This is a genomic window from Flavisolibacter tropicus (genome assembly GCF_001644645.1).
Taxonomy (GTDB): domain Bacteria; phylum Bacteroidota; class Bacteroidia; order Chitinophagales; family Chitinophagaceae; genus Flavisolibacter; species Flavisolibacter tropicus.
The window spans coordinates 3812016-3836903 of record NZ_CP011390.1; the positions used below are offsets into that span (position 1 = coordinate 3812016).

28 protein-coding genes are annotated in these 24888 nt (G+C 41.4%); 11 read left to right on the plus strand and 17 right to left on the minus strand.

Annotation, left to right across the window (positions count from 1 at the left end):
• Positions 1 to 85: 85 nt before the first annotated feature.
• On the plus strand, positions 86 to 1516 hold the full coding sequence (locus SY85_RS16080) for a rhomboid family intramembrane serine protease (protein WP_066405906.1): 1431 nt from the start codon (positions 86 to 88) through the stop codon (positions 1514 to 1516).
• A 78-nt stretch (positions 1517 to 1594) separates the two neighbouring features.
• Here SY85_RS16080 and SY85_RS16085 read toward each other — a convergent pair whose 3' ends face one another.
• The 8 genes from SY85_RS16085 to dnaN all read right to left on the minus strand — a co-directional run bounded on the left by SY85_RS16085 (position 1595) and on the right by dnaN (position 7230).
• Positions 1595 to 2296 carry a hypothetical protein gene (locus SY85_RS16085; RefSeq protein ID WP_066405907.1) on the minus strand — a complete coding sequence of 234 codons (702 nt, stop codon included), beginning with the start codon at positions 2294 to 2296 and terminating at the stop codon, positions 1595 to 1597.
• Between the two features lie 77 nt (positions 2297 to 2373).
• Positions 2374 to 3090, minus strand: coding sequence for a 3-deoxy-manno-octulosonate cytidylyltransferase (gene kdsB / locus SY85_RS16090; protein ID WP_066405908.1), 717 nt, complete (start codon positions 3088 to 3090; stop codon positions 2374 to 2376).
• A gap of 20 nt (positions 3091 to 3110) precedes the next feature.
• Entirely contained in the window at positions 3111 to 3866 is a 756-nt protein-coding gene (locus SY85_RS16095; protein WP_066405909.1) for an SH3 domain-containing protein, read from the minus strand.
• 65 nt (positions 3867 to 3931) lie between these two features.
• A complete protein-coding gene (locus SY85_RS16100; protein WP_066405910.1) occupies positions 3932 to 4756 on the minus strand; it encodes a sterol desaturase family protein in 825 nt (274 codons plus the stop codon).
• A gap of 330 nt (positions 4757 to 5086) precedes the next feature.
• Positions 5087 to 5494 (minus strand): putative signal transducing protein, encoded by a 408-nt coding sequence (locus tag SY85_RS16105; protein WP_066405911.1) that lies wholly within the window; start codon positions 5492 to 5494, stop codon positions 5087 to 5089.
• A 107-nt stretch (positions 5495 to 5601) separates the two neighbouring features.
• Positions 5602 to 5919 carry a hypothetical protein gene (locus SY85_RS16110; RefSeq protein ID WP_066405912.1) on the minus strand — a complete coding sequence of 106 codons (318 nt, stop codon included), beginning with the start codon at positions 5917 to 5919 and terminating at the stop codon, positions 5602 to 5604.
• On the minus strand, positions 5840 to 6061 hold the full coding sequence (locus tag SY85_RS26235) for a putative signal transducing protein (RefSeq protein ID WP_071891014.1): 222 nt from the start codon (positions 6059 to 6061) through the stop codon (positions 5840 to 5842). Before SY85_RS26235 ends, SY85_RS16110 begins: the two co-directional genes overlap by 80 nt.
• Before the next feature lie 53 nt (positions 6062 to 6114).
• Positions 6115 to 7230, minus strand: a complete 1116-nt coding sequence (gene dnaN, locus SY85_RS16115) for a DNA polymerase III subunit beta (RefSeq protein WP_066405913.1) — start codon at positions 7228 to 7230, stop codon at positions 6115 to 6117.
• A 224-nt stretch (positions 7231 to 7454) separates the two neighbouring features.
• Here dnaN and SY85_RS16120 point away from each other — a divergent pair, with 224 nt between their 5' ends.
• From SY85_RS16120 to SY85_RS16150, 7 genes are all read left to right on the plus strand, one after another.
• On the plus strand, positions 7455 to 8780 hold the full coding sequence (locus tag SY85_RS16120; RefSeq protein ID WP_066405914.1) for a type III secretion system chaperone family protein: 1326 nt from the start codon (positions 7455 to 7457) through the stop codon (positions 8778 to 8780).
• A 62-nt stretch (positions 8781 to 8842) separates the two neighbouring features.
• Positions 8843 to 9943: a trypsin-like peptidase domain-containing protein gene (locus SY85_RS16125; protein WP_066405915.1), complete on the plus strand. Its 1101-nt coding sequence runs from the start codon at positions 8843 to 8845 to the stop codon at positions 9941 to 9943.
• 155 nt (positions 9944 to 10098) lie between these two features.
• On the plus strand, positions 10099 to 10593 hold the full coding sequence (locus tag SY85_RS16130) for a regulatory protein RecX (protein WP_066405916.1): 495 nt from the start codon (positions 10099 to 10101) through the stop codon (positions 10591 to 10593).
• Positions 10594 to 10724: 131 nt separating this feature from the next.
• Complete coding sequence (locus tag SY85_RS16135) at positions 10725 to 11282, plus strand: hypothetical protein (protein WP_066405917.1); 558 nt, start codon at positions 10725 to 10727, stop codon at positions 11280 to 11282.
• 165 nt (positions 11283 to 11447) lie between these two features.
• On the plus strand, positions 11448 to 11837 hold the full coding sequence (locus SY85_RS16140) for a hypothetical protein (RefSeq protein WP_066405918.1): 390 nt from the start codon (positions 11448 to 11450) through the stop codon (positions 11835 to 11837).
• Between the two features lie 230 nt (positions 11838 to 12067).
• Positions 12068 to 12856 carry a DUF3108 domain-containing protein gene (locus tag SY85_RS16145; protein WP_066405919.1) on the plus strand — a complete coding sequence of 263 codons (789 nt, stop codon included), beginning with the start codon at positions 12068 to 12070 and terminating at the stop codon, positions 12854 to 12856.
• A gap of 168 nt (positions 12857 to 13024) precedes the next feature.
• A complete protein-coding gene (locus SY85_RS16150; protein WP_066405920.1) occupies positions 13025 to 14341 on the plus strand; it encodes a S41 family peptidase in 1317 nt (438 codons plus the stop codon).
• 71 nt (positions 14342 to 14412) lie between these two features.
• Here the strand turns inward: SY85_RS16150 and SY85_RS16155 are convergent, their stop codons facing one another.
• Positions 14413 to 15486: a tetratricopeptide repeat protein gene (locus SY85_RS16155; protein WP_158512987.1), complete on the minus strand. Its 1074-nt coding sequence runs from the start codon at positions 15484 to 15486 to the stop codon at positions 14413 to 14415.
• Between the two features lie 525 nt (positions 15487 to 16011).
• Here SY85_RS16155 and SY85_RS16160 point away from each other — a divergent pair.
• Positions 16012 to 16932, plus strand: a complete 921-nt coding sequence (locus SY85_RS16160) for a bestrophin family protein (protein ID WP_066405922.1) — start codon at positions 16012 to 16014, stop codon at positions 16930 to 16932.
• A gap of 26 nt (positions 16933 to 16958) precedes the next feature.
• On the opposite strand, the gene SY85_RS16165 is transcribed toward SY85_RS16160, so the two are convergent.
• The 5 genes from SY85_RS16165 to SY85_RS16185 all read right to left on the minus strand — a co-directional run bounded on the left by SY85_RS16165 (position 16959) and on the right by SY85_RS16185 (position 20666).
• On the minus strand, positions 16959 to 17333 hold the full coding sequence (locus SY85_RS16165) for a hypothetical protein (protein WP_066405923.1): 375 nt from the start codon (positions 17331 to 17333) through the stop codon (positions 16959 to 16961).
• A gap of 33 nt (positions 17334 to 17366) precedes the next feature.
• Positions 17367 to 17873, minus strand: coding sequence for a hypothetical protein (locus SY85_RS16170; protein WP_066405924.1), 507 nt, complete (start codon positions 17871 to 17873; stop codon positions 17367 to 17369).
• A gap of 300 nt (positions 17874 to 18173) precedes the next feature.
• Entirely contained in the window at positions 18174 to 18995 is an 822-nt protein-coding gene (locus SY85_RS16175; RefSeq protein ID WP_066405925.1) for a cysteine peptidase family C39 domain-containing protein, read from the minus strand.
• A gap of 255 nt (positions 18996 to 19250) precedes the next feature.
• Positions 19251 to 19772 carry a hypothetical protein gene (locus SY85_RS16180; protein ID WP_066405926.1) on the minus strand — a complete coding sequence of 174 codons (522 nt, stop codon included), beginning with the start codon at positions 19770 to 19772 and terminating at the stop codon, positions 19251 to 19253.
• An 81-nt stretch (positions 19773 to 19853) separates the two neighbouring features.
• The gene (locus SY85_RS16185) at positions 19854 to 20666 is read right to left on the minus strand and encodes a class I SAM-dependent methyltransferase (RefSeq protein WP_066405927.1); all 813 of its coding nucleotides are present in this window, start codon (positions 20664 to 20666) and stop codon (positions 19854 to 19856) included.
• A 156-nt stretch (positions 20667 to 20822) separates the two neighbouring features.
• Between SY85_RS16185 and SY85_RS16190 the strand changes: the two genes are divergently transcribed.
• On the plus strand, positions 20823 to 21257 hold the full coding sequence (locus SY85_RS16190; protein ID WP_066405928.1) for a response regulator: 435 nt from the start codon (positions 20823 to 20825) through the stop codon (positions 21255 to 21257).
• Between the two features lie 16 nt (positions 21258 to 21273).
• Here SY85_RS16190 and SY85_RS16195 read toward each other — a convergent pair whose 3' ends face one another.
• Positions 21274 to 22335 (minus strand): sensor histidine kinase, encoded by a 1062-nt coding sequence (locus SY85_RS16195; protein ID WP_066405929.1) that lies wholly within the window; start codon positions 22333 to 22335, stop codon positions 21274 to 21276.
• Between the two features lie 269 nt (positions 22336 to 22604).
• Between SY85_RS16195 and SY85_RS16200 the strand changes: the two genes are divergently transcribed.
• Positions 22605 to 23258 carry a response regulator gene (locus SY85_RS16200; protein WP_082886511.1) on the plus strand — a complete coding sequence of 218 codons (654 nt, stop codon included), beginning with the start codon at positions 22605 to 22607 and terminating at the stop codon, positions 23256 to 23258.
• 58 nt (positions 23259 to 23316) lie between these two features.
• Here the strand turns inward: SY85_RS16200 and SY85_RS16205 are convergent, their stop codons facing one another.
• Together SY85_RS16205 and SY85_RS16210 are read right to left on the minus strand one after the other, a co-directional pair.
• Positions 23317 to 23787, minus strand: a complete 471-nt coding sequence (locus SY85_RS16205; protein ID WP_148661219.1) for a hypothetical protein — start codon at positions 23785 to 23787, stop codon at positions 23317 to 23319.
• Between the two features lie 157 nt (positions 23788 to 23944).
• Positions 23945 to 24433 carry a GNAT family N-acetyltransferase gene (locus tag SY85_RS16210; protein WP_066405931.1) on the minus strand — a complete coding sequence of 163 codons (489 nt, stop codon included), beginning with the start codon at positions 24431 to 24433 and terminating at the stop codon, positions 23945 to 23947.
• Positions 24434 to 24888: the final 455 nt, after the last annotated feature.

The window sequence follows — 24888 nt, forward strand, 5'->3', positions numbered from 1 at the left end:
CCACCAAATGTTTAAATAAATTATTGCGCAGCTAATCGAAATAATTGCAGATAAATTGAATATTTTTCCTACTCAATCACGGCTTATGGAAAGCCTGTCACAAGATACCCCTATTCTTATTTCTACATCTGCTGATGAACAATTGATCATTGCCTATGGGGCTATGAAACGCTTAGGTTGGGAGCCTCAATACGCTGGTCCCTACCGGTTAATAGGCTTTACACCTAAAAAAAAGCTGCTCGCTAATGAAGAAATAATGGTAGAAGTAACTGAAGACAAAATTGCCTTCAGCAGTAAGCTAAATTTTGATAAAGCCAATTGGAACGCTGCCCGTAAGGATAAAAAGAATGTCAAAGCTTTGCAGGAAGCTTATGAACAAACACAAAAGGAGGCAACGCTAGAACAACAAGAGGAATGGCTAAAAGCAGTAGAGCAACTTCGGGAGCAGACGAATGCGATTCTTACAGAACAAAAGAAGGAGGATGAAGAACTGGAGCAGGTAATGCACATTTCAAATGGCAGTCGCTATGTAACTATGAGTTTGTTGGCGATTAACATTCTATACTTTGTGATTATGGCCATTGCCGGTGTGGGCATCTTTGAACCCAGCAGTGATGGCTTGATTAATTGGGGAGCCAACTTCTCACCCTATACACTAAGTGGTGAATGGTGGCGGTTGTTTACTTCTATGTTTATGCATATTGGTGTTATCCATCTTTTGCTTAATATGTATGGACTGTTTATGGTTGGTGCTTATTTGGAGCCTATGCTAGGTGCACGTACATTTTCTATAGCCTATATCTGCACCGGTATTGCGGCTACATTGGTAAGTATTGAATGGCACGATAGCAATATGGTAGGTGCCGGCGCATCGGGAGCCATTTTTGGAATGTTTGGTGTGTTTTTAGCCTTATTGTTGACTAACCTTATTCCGGCAAAGCCTAGAAAGGAAATGCTTACCAGCATAAGCATATTAGTAGGTTATAATCTAATTAATGGTTTAAAAGATGGTGTGGATAACGCTGCGCACGTGGGTGGATTAATAAGTGGCTTAGTAGCTGGCTTTGTGATATACTTAAGCATTAAAAAGCCTTCATTAAAAACAGCTGTTATATTACTTCTATTGGTAACTACTGGATTGGGTAGTGTTTCTTTTCTAAAGATCCACCGCAATGATACGCTGACATTTGAAACTACATTAAAGCACTTTTACGCCTTACAGGCTCAGGCACTGGCACCATACGATCTGGAAGAAGGAAAGCGATTAGCAGCTATAAAGACAGTTTCTTTAGATGCCTGGCAAAATGCCAAGAAAGAAATGGATACTGCCAAATCCTATAAATTGGATAAACGACAACAAGCACTTTCTACACTGCTGAATGAGTATGCTGTATTGCGTATACAGGAAACCAGACTGATCATACAAGTAGCAGAAGGTGACAGTACTAAAGAACAGGAGTTAGAAAATGTAAAAGCAGCTACCAACGCAAAGGTGGACGCGATTAATAAGTTCTAAAAATAGTAGTAAGCTTTTACTGTTATTGAAAGCTTTTCAAATTGAAAAAAGAACGCTTGCTAAAGATCAATCAGTAAGCTATTTTACCAATAAGGAATTGTAGTAAGTAACTGTTTCTATTAACCTGTTTTCAAGCGATTGCTTTTTGTTCTGTGCTTTCATGAATGTTTCTATCGCCTCTTTTTGATCTATAAGAATAGAAGGCAGTTCCTTGTCGCTTTTTAGGTAAAACGGTTGTTTATTATAAATAAGAATGTACTTCTCTTTTGTTAGAATGCTTTGCTCGGAAACAGCCGAACCGTAGGGTTTATTTTCACTAAGTGTTTTATCAAATGTTTTAAACAAAGAAACTTTTCCTTCTACCAGGGGTACATACCAGCCACCCTTCAACATTGGCAAACTAAAGGAGCTAATGAAACGATAGTTCTTGTTTTTTAAAGAGTCTTTTAAAGTAACTTCTTTGATTGACGTAGTAGCAATAAACTCCATTCCCTTTGGATCTAAGTAATGAAGTTGTCCATCCATAAGATCCAGCTTTACGGGTATATTACTATATACCCTGCCCATGGGCGTTATGATGGTGCTTTTTAACCATTGGTCTAAAAAGAAAGGCGTTCCATCTACCAATCGTACAAACTTTGCTTTTACAACGGGTTCTCCACCCACGTTTAAAAATAAGTTTGCAGCATTGTATTCGTCTTTGTCAACATTAACCACTTGCTGTGATAAAGCAATAATAGTAATGAAAGAGAAGCAGCAAATACAGAAGAACGACTTCATATGCATTGGTTTGGCTCATTAAGTTACTACTTTAAACAGATTTTAAAAGTAGTAGCCATTCTTTGATGAACTAGAGCTTATAAAAGATGTCGTGCTTTTGCTAGATCCTCCGGTGTGTTGATATCTACACCCATAGGCGAGGTTAAAGCCATACGTAGAGAAATGCCATGTTCTAAAAAGCGCAGGCATTCTATTTTTTCAGCATCTTCTAAAGGTGTAATAGGCCATTGGGTAAACTGCAGTATAGCTGCTTTACGAAAACCATACACTCCAATGTGGCGGTAGTGAGAAATAGCAATAGCTGTATTGCGTGGATAAGGAATAACGCTCCGACTGAAAAACAAAGAATTCATTTGTTTATCCACACACACTTTCACTACGTTAGGATCTTGCAACGCTTCTGCATCGCTGATCACATCCATGAGCGAGGCTACTTGTACAGATGGATCATCAAATAAAGCCAGCAGCTTTTGTAAAGCCGGTCCGTTAACAAAAGGCGTATCGCCCTGCACATTCACAATAACTTCTACATCCAGGTTGGCAACGGCTTCGGCTATACGATCCGTACCGCTTTCATGATCGCTACGGGTCATCACTACTTTTCCACCCTGTTGCTGAATTTCATCACGAATAATCTCGCTGTCGGTGGCTATCACTACATCGTCAAAAAGCCCGGTGGCAACCGTAGCCAGGTAGGTACGTGTAATAACGGTTTTATCACCCAACAATTCCATCAACTTACCGGGAAAACGCGTAGCGTCGTAGCGAGCCGGTATAACAGCGATCTTTTTCATACCGCAATGTTAGGTTATAATTAAACACCGCCACTGACAGAAACCACCACCTGATTACCCAGTTCAAATACTTCAATGTCGTAAAGGGCGCCTTCTTCATAAGAGAGCTTTAAGCGCACTACTCTTTTATTACCATCGCCATAATCTTCTGTTTCTACTTTTACAGTTATTTCTGTTTCCCCACGCTTGATAGTGGTATTAGTAGAGGGTAGCACATCATTAGCGCCCAATGCTGTTTTATATTCTGATAAAAAGCGCAAGAGTACAAAAGCCTGTTGCAGATTATAATCGGGTAGAAAGAAGGTGTACGTATGTGCTTCATACCCATTCTGCAAATGGTACTCAGCACCGTTTTTAAAAAGTTGTTTTTTCACACTAATACTTCCACCTTCCAGTTCAGCAATAGAACGCTTGATTTCTAACGGCGCGCCTGTGGTGGGACTTAGTTGCTCTAAGTACTGTTTTAAATCATTTACACCAGCTTTTGGCGGTGGTGTGGGCAATAAATAGTTATCAACAATATAACCGGTTTGACCATTATAAGTAACCGATACCCACATGCCATCCAATCCTTCAGCGTTGTATTTATAAACATTGTCGGTAATGTACTTGATAGTTACCTGCTGACCATAGGGTATTTTGGTAATTGACTTAGAGGAAGCGTTGGGTTGCTCACGCAGACTCAGGCCATTTCGGGCAGCAATATAAAACACGCCATCCTGTGCCCATAGTTGTATAGTACTTAATAGTAGTAAAATGAAGAACCCTTTTTTCATAAGACCTATTTTGATAAAACAAACCTATACGAAAAAAGGGCGTACAATAAACACATTCGGTTGAATTACTCCATTTTGCCGAAGGGCTTCTTTAACAGCAGCATGAAGTTCTCATCCTGCTCGTTTGGATAGTAGCGATCCAATCCATAACGGATCTTGGAAGGCTCCAACTGGCGATAAGTTCCAAACAAGCGATCCCATACAGAAAGTACAGCACCGTAGTTACTATCCGTGTACGGTTGTTGCCAGTGGTGATGTACTTTGTGCATATTGGGTGAAATAAAAACAAAACTTAAGAGGTAATCAACTTGTTTAGGCAAACGAATATTGGCATGTGTAAATGCGGTGAAGAGTACAGTAATAGTTTGAAAGATCATCACGGCGTACATAGGTGCTCCTGAAATAAAAATGGCAATAAAAAAGAACAGTCCACGTAACACACTTTCTATAGGATGGTGACGAAGCCCGGTAGTAACATCTACATTATTATCAGCGTGATGCACCACATGAAAACGCCAAAGGAATGACAGCTTGTGTTCTGTAAAATGCGCCAGCCAGCTACCAATAAAATCTAATAGTAAAAACGAAATAAGAACAGTAGCTAGAATTCCTGCGTTGGTCCAATACACCAGGCCAAAGCCAGCCATTTTGCACCAGTCGGACAGTAATACAATGAGAATGGCCAAAAAAGTGTGGATAACCAGGTGCATTACCGTAAAGGAAAAATTCACGACCGCATGACGCAGCTTGTTTTTCTTGTATGCCGGCTGAATCAGGGGTATGGCACCTTCTATGATCCAGAAAACTAATAAGCCTCCCACTAAAAAGGCCATGCGTTCCAAGGGGCGCTGTTCCAGGGTTTGGAAATATTGGATGAGTTGGTTCCACATGTTTTAAAGTTAATGAATTAACCAACCTGAAGGCTTCTGTTAGGTATACAGGCCATACTTGATCGAGGATTTGAAAACTTCAGGATTTCAAGGTTTCAGATTGCCTGTTTTAGGTTGCATTCTCTTTCCTTCAAGCTGTTTTACCCTTTGTCTGTGGTTCAGCAGCCCCTTCTTCGAAGTTTGTTCGAGGCTTCTTCGGAACTGCTTCGGGCCGCTTCGAAGAAGTCCCGAAGCAGTCCCGAAGAAATCCCAACGGTGAGGACAGCCAAGGGTAGAAAAACACTGAATGCATACAGTATACAGCGTGTAGCTTGCAGCTATCTTCTAACCTTACTTCTGCTGGGGTAATTCTTTAAAATCGTAACCACAAGCGGTACATTTATACAGCTTGGTAATTTCAACAGAGTGCCCGTTTACTAACATGCTGGCCAAGGCAGCCAGTTTACATTTATGTTCTTTGGTAACACTTATTGTTACTAATGCATGAGCTTTACAAATGGGGCAGGGAATGTGTTTTAAGTAGGTTTCTTCTGCTTCTTCCAGCAGATCCCAGGCTTTTTCCACATGTGCGGGGTGTACCATTAGCTTCATACCGCCAATAGCTGGGCTAAGAAGGGGGTCAATTGTTACCGTATTCTCATCCTTTAAATGACAATTGACCTCAAAGGATTGAAGCATTTTCAACACAATGTTAGCTTCTATATAATTGTCAAACGACCGTAATTCAACAAAGTACATAGGCTATAAATTTCACAATTCACAATACTCAGCCTTAGGTGGCAGCTAAAAAAATGCCGAATCCTGGGATTCGGCACGGAATAATTCTATATGTTCAATAGTTTAACCTAATTCAGCTCTGTGCTGTTAACAATTGCATCAGCACTTTCATGCCCGCAATCAAAACAATGATACACTTTATCCGGAGCAATGGCATAGTCTCCAAAGAAAAACGAAGCTATCGCACTGAACCAATTACTAGCTTTACGCGGGGTACTTACATACTCTATATTATTACTGCCGCAGTTGGTACAAGCCCTGCTGTTTTTACGCGCTGCATCAAACTCCTGCAAAAGAGAAACGGCTTCATTTTGTTGTTCTTCTGATACCATTAGTTTGATACCGCCTACCGCATTGGTCCAAATAGGTAGTAACCGTATGCTCATCCTTTAGCCAGCAATCAATACCAGCCTCTTCCAATCGGCCTTTAATGATATGTGCATCAACATAATTCTGGTACACTTGAACAGGGACGAACTTCATAATGCAAAGAACCTCTATTTCTTGCATAAATAAAAGAGGCTGCATTAATGCAGCCTCTTTTCCTATTAATTTAATAAAACCTTATCGATCCTGGTTCTCTATTGGTTTAACATCAATGGCATTACCAGCATTAGCAGGTCTTCATTTTCTTCAGCTTCAATCGGACGTAAAATACCAGCCTTAGTAGGGGTAGATAATTCAATACGCACCTCATCACCTACAGAAGCGCTTAGCATTTCAATCAGGAAACGGGCATTAAAAGCAATGGTCAGGTCTTCACCGTCGTACTGGCACTTCATGCGCTCATTACCTTCAAAAGAAAAATCCACATCCTGTGCAGCCAAGCCTAACTCGCTACCGCTGATGTTCAGGGCAACTTGGTTGGTGCTTTTGTTACTAAATACGCTTACACGGCGCAGTGCGCTTTGAAACTGTGATTTGTTAACGATCAGCTTATATGGATTATCAGCAGGTATTACCACTTTATAATCAGGGAAACGGGCATCAATCAATCGACAGCTCATCTGCGTAGTACCGTGTTTTACAAACAGGTGATTGCTGTTGTAGTTGATGATGATCTCATCTTCGTTATCAGGTAATGCCGACTTTAAAAGATTCAAAGGCTTACGAGGTACAATGAAAGAATCCTGGCGTGGGCAGGCTACATCGGTTCTTTTATAACGTACCAGGCGATGCGCATCGGTAGCTACAAACTGAATGGCGTCTTTGTTGAGTTCAAAGAAAACACCGGTCATAGCTGGGCGTAAGTCATCATTACTAACAGCAAACAAAGTTTTATTGATAGCCGTTACCAGCGCCGATGAGGGCATGGTAAAAGAAGTGGTATCGTCAGCAGCAGGCTCTTTCGGGAAGTTGTCTGGGTTTTCGCCCATTACTTTATACTTACCATTATCAGAGGTGATCTCAATACCAAAGTTCTTGTCAATACTGAAAGTCAATGGCTGATCAGGAATATTCTTTAACGAATCCATGAGGATCTTGGCCGGAATACACACTTTACCGCTTTCACGGGCTTCAATATCTAGTTGGATACGCATTACCGTTTCCAGGTCGGTAGCCACTACAGTTAGCTTACCTCCTTCTACTTCAAACAGGAAATCTTCTAAGATCGGTAATACCGTATTGGCGTTGATAACGCCAGATATTTGTTGCAATTGCTTCAGCAATTGGGAGGAGGAAACAATAAATTTCATCTGAATTACTTTATTGAACTGCGGCGAAACTAAGCAATTTTAAAACACGGCTTTCGTTACGGCCGGGCTGTGGAAAAGTATTGATGCGCAAAAGATTATGCCAAGCAGTCTTTGAAACGGCCTATATTTTGAAGAAATTTACTACCAGCGAAGCAGGTTGTGCAGCTAAATAAGAAGAACACTACGTTTTGTATCGGAAATTTGTTAATTAAAGAAAGGGATTTATGTTGTCAACACTTTTTAATTGGACAAAAAAGAAAGATGGAGAAGTACTAATAGAGCCGGATATACAATTCGGGCGCTACTCCGACAACAACAAGCCGGTGGAGAAGGTAGACAAGTGGAATGAAGCCGACACGTTATTTAAAGACAAAAAATACTATGAAAGTATTTCGGCCTTCTTTGATTACCTCTGTGACGAAGCGGCTAATAATGTAGTGCATAAGCCAGAAGGCCAAAAAGGAACCTTTCTTTTTTACCAGGGGTCCAAAATTATTAAGGGCTTTTATAATGAAGAGCGCTTAGAGGCTGAAGTAAGCCTGGCTAGTATGCCCACTCCCAGTGTGCCTGTCATGCGCCGATTGCTGGAAATGAATTTTACCCTCTATTACTCACGCTACGCACTGAGTGAGGACAGACTAGCCATGATGTTTGATAGTGATATTGAAACGGCAAACCCCAGCAAACTCTACTATGGCTTAAAAGAACTAGCTACCAAGGCAGATAAACAAGACGATCTTTTGGTGCAGGACTTTACAACACTTAAACCAGTAGAGACAGATCATATTCTTGAAATACCTGTAGCGGAAAAAGAAATAAAGTACCGCTACATGCAAAACTGGATCAAAGAAACACTCGACCTAATAGAAACGGTAGATGCTGATAAATACTCTGGTGGTATAGCCTATTTACTACTGGCGCTGGCTTACCGTATCGATTACCTGTTGGTTCCAGAGGGACGGTTGCTATTAAACCTGGAAAAGATTGTGGATATCTATTTCCGGAAAGACGACCGGCCGGTGAGTGAAAAGAACGCCGAAATGATCGATGAATTTCACAAGCTGCAGGCAAAAACAAAAGAAGAAGTTTACCCTCACCTCTTCCGATCCCGGTACACCTTTTCTATTGTTACACCACAAAATCATAAAACAATTGCGGATGCTATCTACAATGCCAATCAAAATATAGGTTGGTACAAAGACAACAAGCACCCGGATATAGCCGCCAAGATCAGTGAGTATGGAATTGCTTACTGTCAATACTCATATAGCTTACCACGACCCTTGACTGAATTGTTTCAATTATTTATGATGGTCAACTATCCGGACTATTTTAAAGAACTGGGTTTTAAAACTTCATATTACAATTCTGAAACAAAAGAATTTAATAAAGAAGCCATTACAAAGTCTATTGAGAGCATACAGGAGCATTGGAAACCCAAATACCCTGATTTGAAGTTTCCCGTTGACAAACTGAAGTTTGACGACATGGTGTCATTCAACCAAACCTTTACATCGGAAGTAGAATTCTTAAACTTAGAAACCAAATAAAGCTGATGAACACAAAGAATCAAAATCCTGTTAATCCAACAAATCCTTAAAAATCCGCGGTCATGGGAACACAACAGATAATAGAATTATATAGACCCGCTATTATTCAAATAGCTACACAAACCAGTACCGGTACGGGCTTTTATGTAAAAGAGTTTGACCTGATTGTTACCAACGAACATGTAGTGGGTAAAAACACGGAGGTAACGATAGCCGGCCGGTTATTTGAACGCCGTATTACGCGGGTATGGTACCTTGACAAAAAGCACGACCTGGCATTTTTGCAACCACCAGAAGGAGTGCAGCTACCAGAAGTGCAGTTGGGCGATTATACACAGATGAACGATGGTGATGTAGTAGTAGCTATTGGTCACCCCTACGGATTAAACTATACAGCTACGCAAGGTGTGATCTCCAAAGTAGATCGCATTCGCGAAGGCATTAAATATATTCAGATCGACGCAGCTATTAACCCGGGTAATAGTGGTGGGCCCTTGGTAAACAAAGGCGGTGAAATTATTGGTGTCAACTCTTTTATTATTCGTGGTGGCGATAACCTGGGTTTTGCACTGCCCTCTTCTTACTTGCGCGAGGCGTTGACCATGTACGCGCCGCACCGTGGCGAGCCTTCTACCCGCTGCCATAGCTGCGAAAATCTGGTAACACCCGGTAATATTGAAGCTGAAAAATATTGTCCGTTCTGTGGCACCGAAGTAAAGCTGCCACAGCTGCCCGAAAAAGAAGCCAAGCCGGTGGGCGTAGCAAAAACAGTAGAAGAAATTTTACGTGAGTTGGGTAAAGACGTAAAGCTGGCTCGTGATGGCACTAACAATTGGACAGTAAAAGAAGGTGCTGCTAAAATCAAGATCAACTATAATCCCGATAACTTCTTTGTAGCCGGCGACGCCTATCTCTGCCTGCTACCTGGTGATACTACCCAGATCAGGCCCTTATACCAGTTTCTATTGCAGGAGAATTACAAGATGGACAGCCTGGTGTTAAGTTGTGTAAAACAAAGCATTGTGCTTTCCTGTATCATGTATGATCTGGACATGACTAAAGAAACCGGTGTAGATATGTTTCGCATGTTGTTTCAAAAAGCCGACTTCTATGATCAATTGTTAGAGAAGGAGTTTGGGTGTAGAGAGTTGTTGGAGGAATAATAGCCCTGCATCCTAAAGGGGGAACTTAGCTCTGTACAGCTTTTTGTATTGTAACTTTACTTATTGAAAAGCAGATAAGGCAGCAACAACAGCAATACTATTAAATAGTAAAATAATCATCACCGCTATCTGCGTCATCTGCGGGAACAACAGCCATGCAAAAGAAATTTCACACCAAAGAAGCAGCCTTACAAAAGCTGCGGCATTATTGCGGTTACCAAGAGCGCAGCCACAGCGAGGTGCAGCAAAAGCTGTGGGAATTAGGTGTACGCCGGGCAGAACACGATGAGATCATTACCTCTCTGATTGAAGACGATTACTTAAACGAAGAACGCTTTGCCCAACAGTTTGCCGGTGGTAAGTTTCGAATGAATGACTGGGGGCGTAAGAAAATTTATTACGCGCTCAAAGAAAAAAAGGTAAGCGAGTACAATATCAAAAAAGCCTTGAAGGAAATAGATGAAGAGGATTACCAAAAAACACTAAATAGCCTGGCTGAAAAAAAATATGAATCCCTGAAAGACGAGCAATACCTCGTACGCAAAAAGAAAACAATTGACTTCCTCATGCAGAAAGGCTTTGAACCAGAACTAATCACCAAAGTTGTAAAAAAACTCGCAGACCCTAAATCTTCTGAAGAGGAAGGGTAGAAAGAAATTGTGCGGAGTAAGAATTCACGTTGCTGGTTTCTAGTTTCATTCTTCTGTTCTCCACCAACCTGCTATCTGTAAAACTTTTTATAGCAATAGGGTATGTATATTAGATCGCTACATGTAATTAAATGCAAAGAGCATTAGGTAAAATACTGCTAAGCGTTGGGTTATTTATTTTTGTATTCTTCCTTTATTATAGGGGTGATGCTATTCCTATTAAAGAACTTTGGTTTGCTCTAAGTTTCTTTGTTATGGCCACAGGTGCTTACCTTATTATTAAGCACAAACTTTATCAAACAACATCACAAAGCAGTCATTCTGACAATAAAGTTGATGAGATCAAGCATCTTATTCTTAACGGAGAAAAAGTAAACGTGACTTTAGATAACAGCGAAGTCAAGTCCCGGAGTTATCAACAGGAACTAATTAAAGATGGGATACCAAGTAAAATTGAAATGTTAAACGCTGTTATAAACAACGAACGTAACTACAGCCAAGAGGTTATCGTGCAGACTTATATTGTATTTCTCAAGGAGTATAATGACCAGACATATAAGTTTGTCAGTCCGGTAACATCATGGAATGAAGTGGCTGTAAAGATGTATATGGATAGAAAGGGTGGCCTTGACTTGTATGTTGATAAGAACAATCCAGCCAACTATTACTTCGATTTTCCTTTTTTATAAGAGCATGATAGTTAAGACTTCTCAGCTGAAATGGTGCGGCTATACTTACACGCTACAAATTTCTATTGAACACTATATCTTTAACTCAAATAATGGATGTGCGGACCGCCACTAAGCGTGTAATACAAGTTCGCATTATACAACCCTTAATCCAAAACTAACACTATGCAATTCAACTTTGAGAAGACAATGAAGGACGCTGCTGATGCAGAACTGATTCGCATTGTCATTACTAACCGAGATGAATATCAGGAAGCAGCTATAGCGGCAGCCGAGGCGGAACTGTCGCGTAGAAACCTTTCAGAAGATAAGTTGGCCAAACTCAAAAACAGGCAGCAGTGGCAAAATGACGAAAAGGCTTACAAAGCAGGTATTCCACTTGAACTACATTGGAAAATAATCGCTTTTCTGATTCCTGGATTTTTCCAGCTCATTATAGCTGGATCTTTTAAATCCGGCGGATATGATCGGAAAGCCAATGAGGTTGGTAAATGGACGATATATGGCATTAGCTTTTATCTGGTTATACTGATCTATAATTTAATGGAAGAATGATTTTGCTTCAAAACGTTGGTTATGTCCAACGTTTCTTTTTGGCTTTTATAAAAGAGGAAGAGAATTATTAAGAATGCATATCCTTTTGCTAAAGGCCAGCTAATCCTACCAATCTCACTAATCTCATAATCCGAGGTCACCGCTCACATAATCAACAACCCTTTCATCGCATTTCCCTACAACTGCGCATAGTCATGTGCTCTAGTTTTACGCCAAACGAACACCTTACGATGAAAACAAGAACACTCGCTATAGCAGCCATGGTGCTGCTGTTAGGCATTAGCATGCGTGGCTTTTCTCAAAACACAGACACCGTAACCATTGATGCTTCTAAAGTAAATACCCGAGTATTAAAGCCCGGTACCCACCGCTACCTGGTCTATTTTAAAAATGGTAAAGACAGCTCTCGAAAAAACTACCAGGTATGGTCACGCACCATCGACCTAATTAATTACAAAGACAAACCTGCTATCAGCATTACCCAGGAGTGGGAAAACAATGACACTGTGGTGCATAAAGTATATTCTGTTAGTGACCGCAAAAGCTTTGCACCCCTGTTCCATGAATCATGGTGGCGAGGCAGAGGCAGCAGCAAGTTTGATTTTACTACCAAAGAAGGATATTTCCAGGATGCATTGTTAACAGCTGCCGATACTGCCCGCATAAAGAAAACAATGTATGAAGCTTTTGTAAAAGCACAGGATCAGTATGTACTCAATTGGCATCTGGATCTGGAAACCTTCCCCATTCTGCCATATAAAGATGGCGTTACCTTTAAAATCAACTTCTATGATCCGGGCTTTTCTGCACCACAGTACGTAGCCTATACAGTTACTGGCAGTGCACAACTAATTGGTTACAATGACCAAAAGATCGACTGCTGGCTGTTAAAGCATACATCTGGCACTAATACTGAAACCTTCTGGATCAGCAAGGCTACCAAGGAAGTGTTGAAGCTGGAACAGGAATACGCGCCCGGCCGTTTCCGCTATAAGATCAAAATGGGTTATAGCGTGTAAGCCCATCAGTTGCTTTTACAAGAACAAAACCAGTGTGTAACCGCCGCTAGCCTACAGCAGTCTAATAAAACGGATCAACAAATGAACCGTTCTTATTAACAGTTGAAAACGCATTAGCTATAATAAGCAACGGGTATATATAAATTTTGTTCTTGTAAAAGCTAAATGATGAAAAACAGAATCTGGCTGCCTTTGTTAGCCTTTCAGTTATTAAGCCTGGCATCTTTTGCCCAGCTAACCAAAGTACAAAGAGACCAAACCATAGATAGCGTACTGAAAGTAGTAACCGAGCGCTATGTGTTTCCCGACATGGCCAAAAAAATGGAAGCCTATGTGCGCAAGCAACAAGCCGCCAAAGCTTACGATGCTATCACTGATGGTCAACAATTTGCCGCCCGCCTCACCCAAGACCTGCGCACCATCAACAACGATAAGCATATCAATATAGAATACTCTCCTGAAGCTATTCCGCCAGAAGAAGAGCGTGAGCTCATGACCATTCCCCCCGCTGAAAAAGAAGGTTATGCCCAAATGATGAAGCATTTGAATTACGGCATACGGAAAGTGGATGTATTAAAGGGAAACATCGGCTACCTGGATTTTGAATTTATGTGCTCTCCGGAGTTTGCTGGCGATACCTATGCTGCAGCTATGAACTACCTGGCGCATACCGGTGCATTGATCATTGACCTGCGTAACTGTGGAGGCAGCATGTCGCCCGACGCCATTCCTTTTTTATGCAGTTACTTCTTTGAGAATCCTGTACATCTGGTAGATTGGTACTGGCGTAAAAACAATGCTGTTAAGCAGGCCTGGACCTATTCCTATGTATCTGGAAAGAAATATCTGGACAAGCCTATTTATATTCTTACCAGCAATAAAACTTTTTCAGGTGCTGAGGAAATGGCCTACGATCTGCAAAACCTAAAAAGGGCTACTATTATTGGGCAACCATCAGGTGGCGGCGCTAACCCTGGCGGGTTTCTAAGAGTTACAGATCATTTCCGCATGTTTGTACCTATTGGTCAAGCCATTAGCCCTATTACCAAAACCAACTGGGAAGGCGTGGGTGTAAAACCCGATACATTGATCAATACCAAACTGGCCTTAACAAAGGCGCATATGATGGGTATTACGCATACTATGAACACCACCGATATCCAACCATGGAAGGAGGCGTTGCAAAACTGGTTAAAAGAACTGGAAAACACCAAGCTGGTGTTAAAACCAATAACCTTTGAACTAAAGGATTTCCCCAACGCCAAAGAGGTGTATGTAGCAGGCTCGTTCAACGAATGGAATGCTGGCTCTCACAAAATGCAACGTAAAGGCAACAGCTGGGTGCTTACTACGGAAGCAGAACCCGGCAAGGTGGTGTACAAGTTTATTGTGGATGGCAAATGGATCACCGATCCGGACAACACAGCTACCGAAACCAACGGCCCCAATACAGACTCAGTAAAATTTATATCAAAAGATTTTTAAACGGCAAATAACTGTTTACTAACAACAAAAGCCGGTATTACCGGCTTTTGTTGTTATGTAGAAGAAAGTGTTTAATTAGAGCCAACGTACTTGGCAGTCCACTTCAATTTATAAGTATCGTATTCTCCTCCGGCAAACGCACATCGGTAAGAACCTTCGGCCGATGTTGCTGTGGTAAAGCGTCCAATAAACTCCCACCACATCCGCGACTTTTCTACCCGCTGCACCGCAGAAAAATTGCCCTTGCTAACACCAAAGGGATTAGGCGGATCCAGGTTTATCAACACCTCGGTGCGCGAGCTACGGGAGCGCCAGTTACCAATAAACTCCACATTCTCCACACGCTTGCCATCGGCCGATACAGTAAAGGTCAGCTTATCGCCCTTATAGCCATTAGAAACAACAGCTAACCACTTGCCAGCTTTAGGCGTAGCACCGGGTAAGACGCTTGCAGCTTCTACTTCCTTTTTGTCGTTGTTGGTAGTATTAGTATTGGTTGATGTATTCTTATTATCCGTTTTTGCTGGGCGATCAGTAGTGCCTTTTGTTGGATTGTTTTTAACGGGTACTGTTGTTTGTTCTTCAACCTGAGGTGCGGTTAATGTAGACAGGTCGGCCCACTGGCTCAATGGTGGTACCGCTTGGCCAGCCTTTACTTGCTGCATGGCTTCTTTAGCTGGCTTAAAATCTACCGGCTTGCTGTCTTTTAAATTAACCAGCGCATCATTTAAATAATTAATGGCATCGTTTGTATTACCCAGCTTCCACCACGATAATGCTTTCAGATAATCGGCAATAGGCTCCCATTTGGAGTTCCCATAACACTTGCGCCAGGCCGCCATCGCTTCATAAGGCTTCTTATTGCCTTCTAGTGCCAGCCCCAACCAAAGATTGGTAAGAGCATCATTGGGATTTGCTGCAACGGCTTTTTGTAGTTGTTCCAGAGCATCCTCATACTTGCCTTCTTTATAAAGGGTAATACCCCGGCTTAGTGGGGTGTCTTCTATTGGTAGTACAAATAAGCGTGCTGTATATCCTTCAGGCTTTTCACCGGCGGCTAATGCTGTATTAGAAAGAGCAGTAGAAACGGCCAGGCACAACGCCATGCCGTACGTACATAAACGGTAGTTGGTTAAGCGCATCATTTTCATTGTGTAGTATAATATAGCTTAAGTGTGTAGTGTAATATAGATTATATACAATAATAATATTATTGAGCCAAAGGACAATGTAAGCCTAATCAAAGTATTAGGGTGTTACTGTGCGCGGGTACTCCCCTTTAGGGGCTGGGGGCGTGCGATGGCCCTGCTACTTCACTGCCACGCCTCTGTCCCTTCATGGCCACGCCTCTGTCCCTTCATGGCCACGCCTCTGTCCCTTCATGGCCACGCCTCTGTCCCTTCATGGCCACGCCTCTGTCCCTTCATGGTTACTCCGTATGGAAGACTAGGTTACTCCGTATGGAAGCCTACTTAACTCCGTATCTCAACCGTACCTTGACCCGTACTAAGCTATGCGGCCACCGTTGCAAAACTCCATAAATAAGAAGGAAAAGAATAATATAAATGCTTGGGAACCAAGCTAAAGAGAAGAATGCTAAAGATACAAAAACGCAATGTCTTTACGGTTTAAGTTGTAAACTTTGCAAACGAAAAAGTCAAAGTTGAATTATGATCGTAAGGGAGAAAGAAGGCTGGTTCCGTATGCTGTTTGTTTGGCGGGGTTCTGTATTGGTAAACATTTTTCCCCGATTGCTGGCACTATTACTGATATCTGTGGCAGTCGTTTATTTTCACGGTACTTTCTTTTCGTATAAGATCCCGCTGAATCCAGCCCCATTCACCTTGTTGGGTGTTGCGTTAGCTATCTTTCTGGGGTTTTATAATACTACAAGTTATGAGCGTTATTGGGAAGGACGAAAGCTGTGGGGCGCCATGCTCAACGACACTCGTTCCTTAGCCCGCCAGGCCCTGACCATGAGCGGCCCCCAGCAAAACTCTGACGACCAACGCTACTTTGTTCGTTTGCTCATTGCCTTTACCCATTCCCTAAAACACCAATTACGCAATACGGATGTGCAGCCAGATTTAGAAAGACTACTCCCCTTAGAGCAGGCCCAAGAACTGGAGCCGGCCCGGTATAAACCAATCATGATTTTAATGATGATGGGAAATTGGGTGAAAAAAAGGGTAGAAGCTGGTAATATAGACACCATCACTCAATCGGCCTTTGACCGGAACCTTAATAAACTCTCTGATATTGTAGGCGGGTGTGAGCGCATTGCCTCTAACCCCGTTCCCTTTACTTATAGCGTACTCCTGCACCGAACCGTTTATTTATATTGTTTCCTTTTGCCCTTTGGACTAGTGGATAGCATTGGTTGGATGACGCCGGTAATGGTAGTGTTTACTGGCTATACGTTTATGGCGTTGGATGCTATAGCCAACGAGATTGAAGAACCTTTTGGCAATCAGCCAAACGACCTTGCTCTCAATGCAATGAGCCATATGATCGAAACTACACTTTTAGAAATGGCGCAGGAACCTCTTCCCGATAGCTTGCCGCCTGCAGATAATTATGTAGTGGATTGAAAAAAGCTGGTATTATAACATGTGCTTTATTCAAGCTCCCATTCATTTAATTGGTCTACTGGATTGGGTAGTCTGCCTTCCAGCCATTGCATTAAGGATGTTGGACTAAAGTCTTTATCCTTTGTTTCAATAACCCATGATAAATATTTGTCAGGGCCTCCGTTTAAATAGGGAGCAGGAGAAACTGGGTAGAATATAGTAGGAAGGCGTTCATCTACGGACAGATAGTTAACAACACAGCCAAGCTCTTGTACTACATTCCAGGAAAGAGGATTACTTATGTCAATTCGAAACTTTACCCACCAAAGTCCATCATCATCAATTCCTGTCCCAAAAGAGGGTAGAATTGCAGGTACTTTAGTCAAATAATCAGTTAATGGTTGAAACAAAGAATCTTTCATAGAATGTAATATCACTCAATGGGGTAAGCACTATTAAACTCTTTTGCTTTTACCTTCAATATAGGTTATAAACTTTTCTCCGTCTCGTGACATTTCAAATTTTGTATTGATGAAATTATTGTCAAGTAGTGTATAGGTTAAGCGGAATACCGGAGTGTTGGAGGTTTTGTCGCTTACTAAGATAATTGTGTTGTCTGCGTAGTTAATGCTGTAATTAATAGTATGCCCTTCGTTGTCAAAGTAAATGGCTTTTGAAGGATTGCCTGCTACATCTAAATAAACAATCATGAGATCATCATGAATGACTTTTGGTTTATTGGCAGTTGCGGGATACTCTGAATGACTTTTTCTTACAATAACTTTTTTATCAAGGTCAAAAGAGAATGCAAACGTTCCGCCACCTTGCCCGGGCTGTCCACTTCCTTCTCCTTTCCATTGTCCTAGCAACCAATTCCATTTGTCCCAATTTGTAGGCTGTTGTGCAAAGCTGGAAGCCGTTAAAGCAAGGCAGGTTATAGTGATCAGCAAATGTTTTTTCATAAAGAAACCGTTTTACATTGTTGCGCAAAACTATGGTTTGGTCTGTCAACAAAAGTGGGTAAACAATGTATAGTAAAAATACCTCTCTTCCCAGCCGAGTGTAGGATACCTATTTAGATGGTCAGAAGAATTAAGTGCATAGCATAGAAACAAACTTGCCTCTTATTTAAGAGGCAAGTTTGTTTCTACAATCCACTGGTCTTATTCCTGTAGGTGTATGGAATTTGTGATTTGGAATTTGATTTTTAATCCTACCATTCGAATTTCGATATTTTACTTTTCGGTTTTTCCAATGCGGTCTTATTGCTTCCAAATGGCAGCAAACATTTCGGCAGTCCCGTGCGCTTTGGCCATATGTCCTTCAGTCAGGGAACCACCCCAAGCCTTTTTCAGTTCATCCCAAGTCATCCGGTTGTTAGGGAAATTGGTAACATATACATACTTGGAGTCATAGCCATAGGCTACTACCCAATGCCCTGTCAACCATTTATAGCCATACTGTGGAAGGGTGCCCGTATCAAGCATGATCAGGCAAACCACATTCTTTCTTAACTCATTCTTTAAGGCATCTATTCCTTTCTGCCAGTTGTACCGGATTCCTTGGCCTTTATAACCATCCAAACCATAATTAAGCTGGCGCCAGTCAGAACCTAAAGAGCCTTTTATTTCTACCAAACCGGCAACGGTGATTTTTGGCGGAGCATAGTTGTAAAAGCTCCTGGCTAATTTTTTAGGATCGTCTGTGGCTTTAAGACCTGCCTGCCACATGGCCGTTACCACAGCGGCTTGCCCACAGGTGTTGCCTGAAGAAGGAAAATCAGAATTGATAAACTCTCTAATGGCGCACAAACCATAATAACCACTAGTGCCACACTTGCCCGCGGCTTGGTTATCAGCAACCACCAAATTGTTGTTATTATTAAAGGCTATAATGTAGCTTTTCAATTGGTCATAGCTATTCCATGAGCCATTGTTGTAGTTAGAAATACTGCATTCATAAGCGTTAGGTATCCTGCCATATAATTCGCTGTAAATTTTCACTATCCAGGGGTCGCAGTTTTGAGCATTACTGCTAAAGGCCCAGCATAAGGCAACGAAAAGAAAAAGGGATTTTGTTTTCATATCAAGTGTTTGGTTTTTTGGCAACGGAATGCGACCAACGTAGTAATCTTACTACTTATTATATCAAGAAGCTGTTACTAGCTTGTCACAGAAAAGATTACAAAAGAATAGAATGTAATGGAAGATTGCAATACTTCTATGTGTAATTATTTGTAGTAATTGATCTAGATATTTCCAAATCAAAACTCAAATTGACTGCGTAGGATTTGCGCACAGCAACTTGTCAAAATTGAGGTCTTCTCGGCGCGCTCAAATCTATAGACCAATTTCAAGTTTTAAAATTGAATTGAAATTGTTGCCATAAGAAGAATTTCTTTTGTATGTTATTCGAACAGCCTGTCCATTGTAAATGACATTATTGTTTGTTTTTGTAAATGAATTAAACCTACCCAATAGCGCATCTCCATATGCGAATTGAACGCTGTCTACGGTAAAACTCTCAATTATTTCGCGACCATTCCGATATGTCCGATGAAAATTGGAAATCACGCCTTCAACCATTGCTACCGACGGTGAGTTGAGCATTTTTAGAGTTTCGGCGTCAGAATTGTCTTTGTAGATAAATGTTAATAGGAAAAATAGTAGCAGTCCTAAAAAAGCAAACGCTCCTGTACCCCATAATAAAATAGCCTTATCACCATTGTCTTTATCCCTTTTCATTTTTTTTACTAATACCCAAAGAAGCCCGGCACTTAGAAAAATAATTAGGGCAATGAAGTTTGATTTAATGGTGTGTGATGGGGAGTCAAGAATAGACCAATAGGTTGCATACTTCATTTGCAATTAGCGTTTTTTCATAACAATTAAATATACACAAGAGTACTTCCTAAACTAGTTGCAAACTCTAAATAGCAAGGTTTACGCTTTATGCGCTACCGCCATTATATGCGGACTCATAGCCACCAGATCCTCCTGCTCTTCCACAACCCGTATGCTGTTCAACAGCTTTTCCATATATGCCGGGTCATTTTGCTTTTCCTGGAAATTGGGAACAATCCAGCCAAAGCTTTCAATGGCTATCAGTTTTTCTAATGCCAACCCGCTTTCTGCTATCTCTTCCTTGATGGCTGTAGGTGTATGAAAATAGGCCGTGGTAAAATAGTCGAGGTTATCTGTTTCATTAACGTGTACGCCTGATGCTAGGTCGTCTTTTAAGATGCTGTAAAACGGCGCATCCAATACTAGGTCTCTTTGAAAACCATCAAACAAAGAAGCGTAACGAGAGATGACAGCACTTAACAACAACCCGCCAGGTTTGAGAACACGCCTGGCTTCGGTTAGTGCACGCATCCGATTCTCTCGCTCTATTAAATGATAAAGCGGACCAAACATCAGTACCACATCAAACTGCGCGTCTGAAAAATCAAGCTGCCTGGCATCGCCTTCAGAAATTTGATGTAAGGTAATGCCGCTGCTGGCTGCGCGTTTTTGCGCCAGCTCTATATTGGTTGGCGATAGATCTACCAATGTTACCTGGTGCCCTTGCTCTTGTAACCAAAAGGCATAATAGCCGGCGCCACCACCTATATCTAGCACTTTAAGGCTAGGAACTGAAAGATAGCGGCCTAGTAATTCTTTAGTGCGTATACCTTCCAATTTGAAAACAGGAGTTTCTAAGCGATAAGCTTCTATTTCATGAGCATAATAAGCTTTGATTGTTTGATTTTCCATACTACATGAAAGTGGTTAAGGCTTGTGCATAAATATACTAAATAGCCAAAGCACCGTTGCCGGTTATAGGTGAGCTTGTAGTAAAATCAAGACATTTTGAAACATTAACCTGACAAAAATGGGTCAGTCTTTTTAAAGCCAATAGATTTATAGCTGATGGAGAAACTGAATAAAGTGTTGCACATATTACATGCAGATGATGATGCGGAAGACCGTTGGATCTTTCAAGATGGGTTAACAGAATATGATGCAACTATAGGGTTGACACAGTTTGAAGATGGCTGCCACCTACTTACTTATATTGAAACATTACAGCCAGACGCGCATACTCAGTATACGATTGTTTGCGATATGCAAATGCCTAACATGAGCTGTCTTGATGTATTGAGCCGGATTAAACAACTACACGTTTGGAAAGAGGTTCCGTTTATTATTTTCAGTACCTCTTCTCTGATCGAGGATATTCAGAAATGTATGGGTAGCGGCGCATTAGCCTTTTACTCCAAACCCAACACGTTTGCAGAGAACCTGCGTGTTATTAGTGAAATGATATTGCGTTGCAGGCAGAATAATTATTCTACTACTTCTTAATTATAAATAAAAGCAATCAGCTTACAGGTAAAAAAACCTGTATCACACAGCCATCACCAGGATAGGAGGTGATGAGTACCCGGCCATCCATAATGGCTGCACGGCTTTTTATGTTTTGAAAGCCCTGGCCTGATTTATTTGTTTTCATGTCAAACCCTTTGCCATCGTCCTTGATAGTAAGCTCCAGGTTGCCATCTTTGAAGTTCACCCCAATGTATACGTTTTTGGCTTCGGCATGCTTTACTACATTGGTAAGCTGCTCCTGTAAAATACGGATGATGGTAGTTTTTACTTTCGATTCAATCAACGATTCATCGGGTAGCTCTATGCTTTTGGAAATGTTAAGCTGATTCAATTCACCTATTTGTCCCAATATTTCTTCCAATACATCTGTTAATTGTCTTTCTTCTTTTGAAAATTGACGCAAGGATTGAGATAGGTCTTTTACCTCATCAATAGCTTTTTCTACCAAGGCGTGCCCGTATTTTACAAACTCCTGTTGGGAAGTAGAAGTAAGTGTAGCCTTTTCCAGGTAAAGGCGTGCGGTATGCAAAATCTGGTTCACATTATCATGCAGCTCTTGGCTGATTTCCATGCGCTCCATTTCCTGGGTGGTTAAAATAGCATCCCTGATATGATGTTGGTTCAGGCTATCCTGTTGTTTCATACCTTTTCTTAGAAGCATAACGTTTGTAACTTCTTCAACCGAGTGTATGATACATTCAACAGTTCCATCGTTGGCTAACACCGGAATATTTACCGGTTTCCAGTAACGAATAGTGAAGTTGTTCTGGCCGGGGCGCCGCGTGTCGTAGCGCTGAATGGCCATTTCATGCGGCTTTCTGGTTTTTAGCACCTGTTCTAGCGAAGCTGTTAAGTTTTTTACTCCAGAAGCTTCTGGGTCATCAGGATTATCTGGAAAAACTTCAAATAACGGTTTGCCAATAATATCTCTGGTAGAATGGCTAACAGCTAAATAGGCATTATTAACATCTAAGATGATAAACTCAGGCGCTTTTGGTGATAAGATCAGATAGCAACCTGGCAAAAAGTCAAAAATGCGGTGGCTGACTTTCATTAGCAAAGCTTGAAAGGTGTCTTAATAAGGAGAAGGATTAGGATAGATATGGTTGCATGAGGCTCTATAACTAGTAGTATTTGATTCATTAAAAGTAATGCCAGTATTGGCTTTGAGATGAAAACTAAGTTTCAGAACTTTGTTTTTACCCGTGATACCCGAATTTTTGCCAAAGGTTAAATAACAAGAGATTGGAGTTTGTAGATAGAAAACGACATTTCATTCGAACAATATAGACAGATGTATTGGTCGATTTTAAATTGATTCGCATGGAGATGAAAAATGTGCTTATAGCCGACGACCATGCAGTTGTACGTACGGGTTTAAAATTGCTGCTACAAGATTTTTACCAGGGTTTAAAGATCTATGAGGCCGGAAATGGTGACGAAGTGTTGCGGCAGTTCAAACAACACAAGATCGACCTGCTGGTTATGGATATCCATATGACCGAAACGGACAGTATCGGCCTGGTAGAGTTAATTTCCATTAAGTATCCTAAAACTTATACTCTGGTCTTTTCAATGCTGCCTGAAAAGATCTATGGCAAACGCATGCTAAAAGCAGGTGCCAGAGGATATTTACCGAAAGAGTCTTCACTGGATGAGCTCAAAAAAGCCTTTGACCTGGTGCTTCAACATAAAACCTACCTGAGTCAAGACTTTATTGAGATATTGGCGGGTCACGTATCCACCGATAATACCCTCAATCCCTTTGAAACTCTGTCTCACCGGGAGTTTGAAATTGTAAACCTCTTATTGTCGGGCTTAAGCATTAATGCAATTGCGCAGACGTTGAATCTAAAACCCTCTACAGTAGGTACTTATAAAACCCGGGTGTTTGAAAAGCTAAAAATCAAGTCGGTGTTTGAGTTAAAAGACCTGGCTATGCTTTTCAACTTCAATCATCATTCTATTGATTATTAGCCCAGGCGTTAGTACACAAGAGCAACATGCTACTTATCTATAGAAAGATAAGCCAGCCCTACTTTGTATTAGACGTAGCTTTTATATTGATAAAGCGTTCGCTGCTATTAGCATCTTCTGCGTTCTGCCAGTATCGGTCGGTAGTTATTTCAACCGTCTGAATTTCGCTGGCTTCAGCAACAATCAGCTCTGGCTGGCGCACCAGTGTTTTATTGATGCATACGCGGAGTTTTCGGTCAGCCTCTGGTATGTTATATTTATCTAAGATCTGATTCAATTGCAGTAGCGTAGTGCCTGGTTTTGTGGTGATGATCACGGCGCCATGCTCAGCTTTGTCGCCCAATTTTTTAACGGCATTGGTTCCCTTCAAAACAGAAACCTCTTTGATATGTTTGGGACCAATCACCAGGTGTTTAATATCGGTAGTAAAATTATCAATTACTACATAAGGTGTTGGCTGTGTTTGGTTTTGTGCATGTACAGTAAGAACAAGAGCCCAACCAAACAAGGCTAGAAGAAAACGCTTCATAAAAGGAAATAAAAAGGTGTCATACATGTGTGCTTTTAAAGCACCCGTGTATCATTAAAACTAAGCCCTTATTGCCATTTGGCCAATTCTGAGCACCAGTATTGATTCTATATAAGTGTTAAATACTTTCCTGAAGTAAGATGCGCACTAAAAGTCTTTACCTGATGTCAAGTCGCATTTTGTGTATAGGGTGGGTTTTGTTGCCCACCACCAACAGGATGTTAGCATCCGGCAGTCTATAAAAGCCTACTTTTTCATAACACCGCTGTGCGGGTATATTGTCAGATAATACGTAGAGTTCCACTTGATGGCAATGAAACAGCCGCTTGCATTCATCTACCATCAACTGCACGAACATAGTACCAAGGCCTTTGCTGCGATTCTTAGTATCACCTACTAGTAATCGACCTAGGCGGGGTGTATTGTTCGCTTGCGGAATGATCTCTCCAAAGGCAAAAGGTTCATTATCAAACAGGCAGGCAATAAAGAAAAGGCAGTCAGGATGAGTTGTTTGGTATTGCCCTATTTGTTCTGGAGTAAGAGGAAAGGAAAAGTCGGTACCAGCAAACTGAAATAAAACTGAGGGGCTAGTAACCCATTGCGCTAATAAAGCAAAATCAGCTGCCTTGAATCTTCTTAAATGCATCTGCTTTTCTTAAAAGATCACAAACAATATACAACCACTTTAATAAAAGTGCCCCTTATCTCAAGTGTTCGAATGTTTCAATTGTTACTTAGAGCTGCATTATAACAGCACTTTGCCTCACACCCGCACCATAATGCAAAGCCCTCAACCCCAAGCTACTAACACCTAAACAAATATGGTAGGGTGGTCCAGCGCCTTATATTACGCCCTGCGCTTACCGCCTCACCGTACTATCAGAGTCGGGCGGAATATACAGCGCCTGCCGTTTCTCCGGATAGTAGCTCTATCTACTGTCTTTGTTCACCGCACCCACCGTTGGGAAAAATACACACTAAGCGACCAGCCTATCCTAAACAATGCTCAAAACAGCAGAGTGTTGCTGTGCGCGGGTCGGCCCGGCAGCCGGAGGCGCATTGGCGGTCCCGCACGTGCGGGATTGATTTTTTTGCTCCACC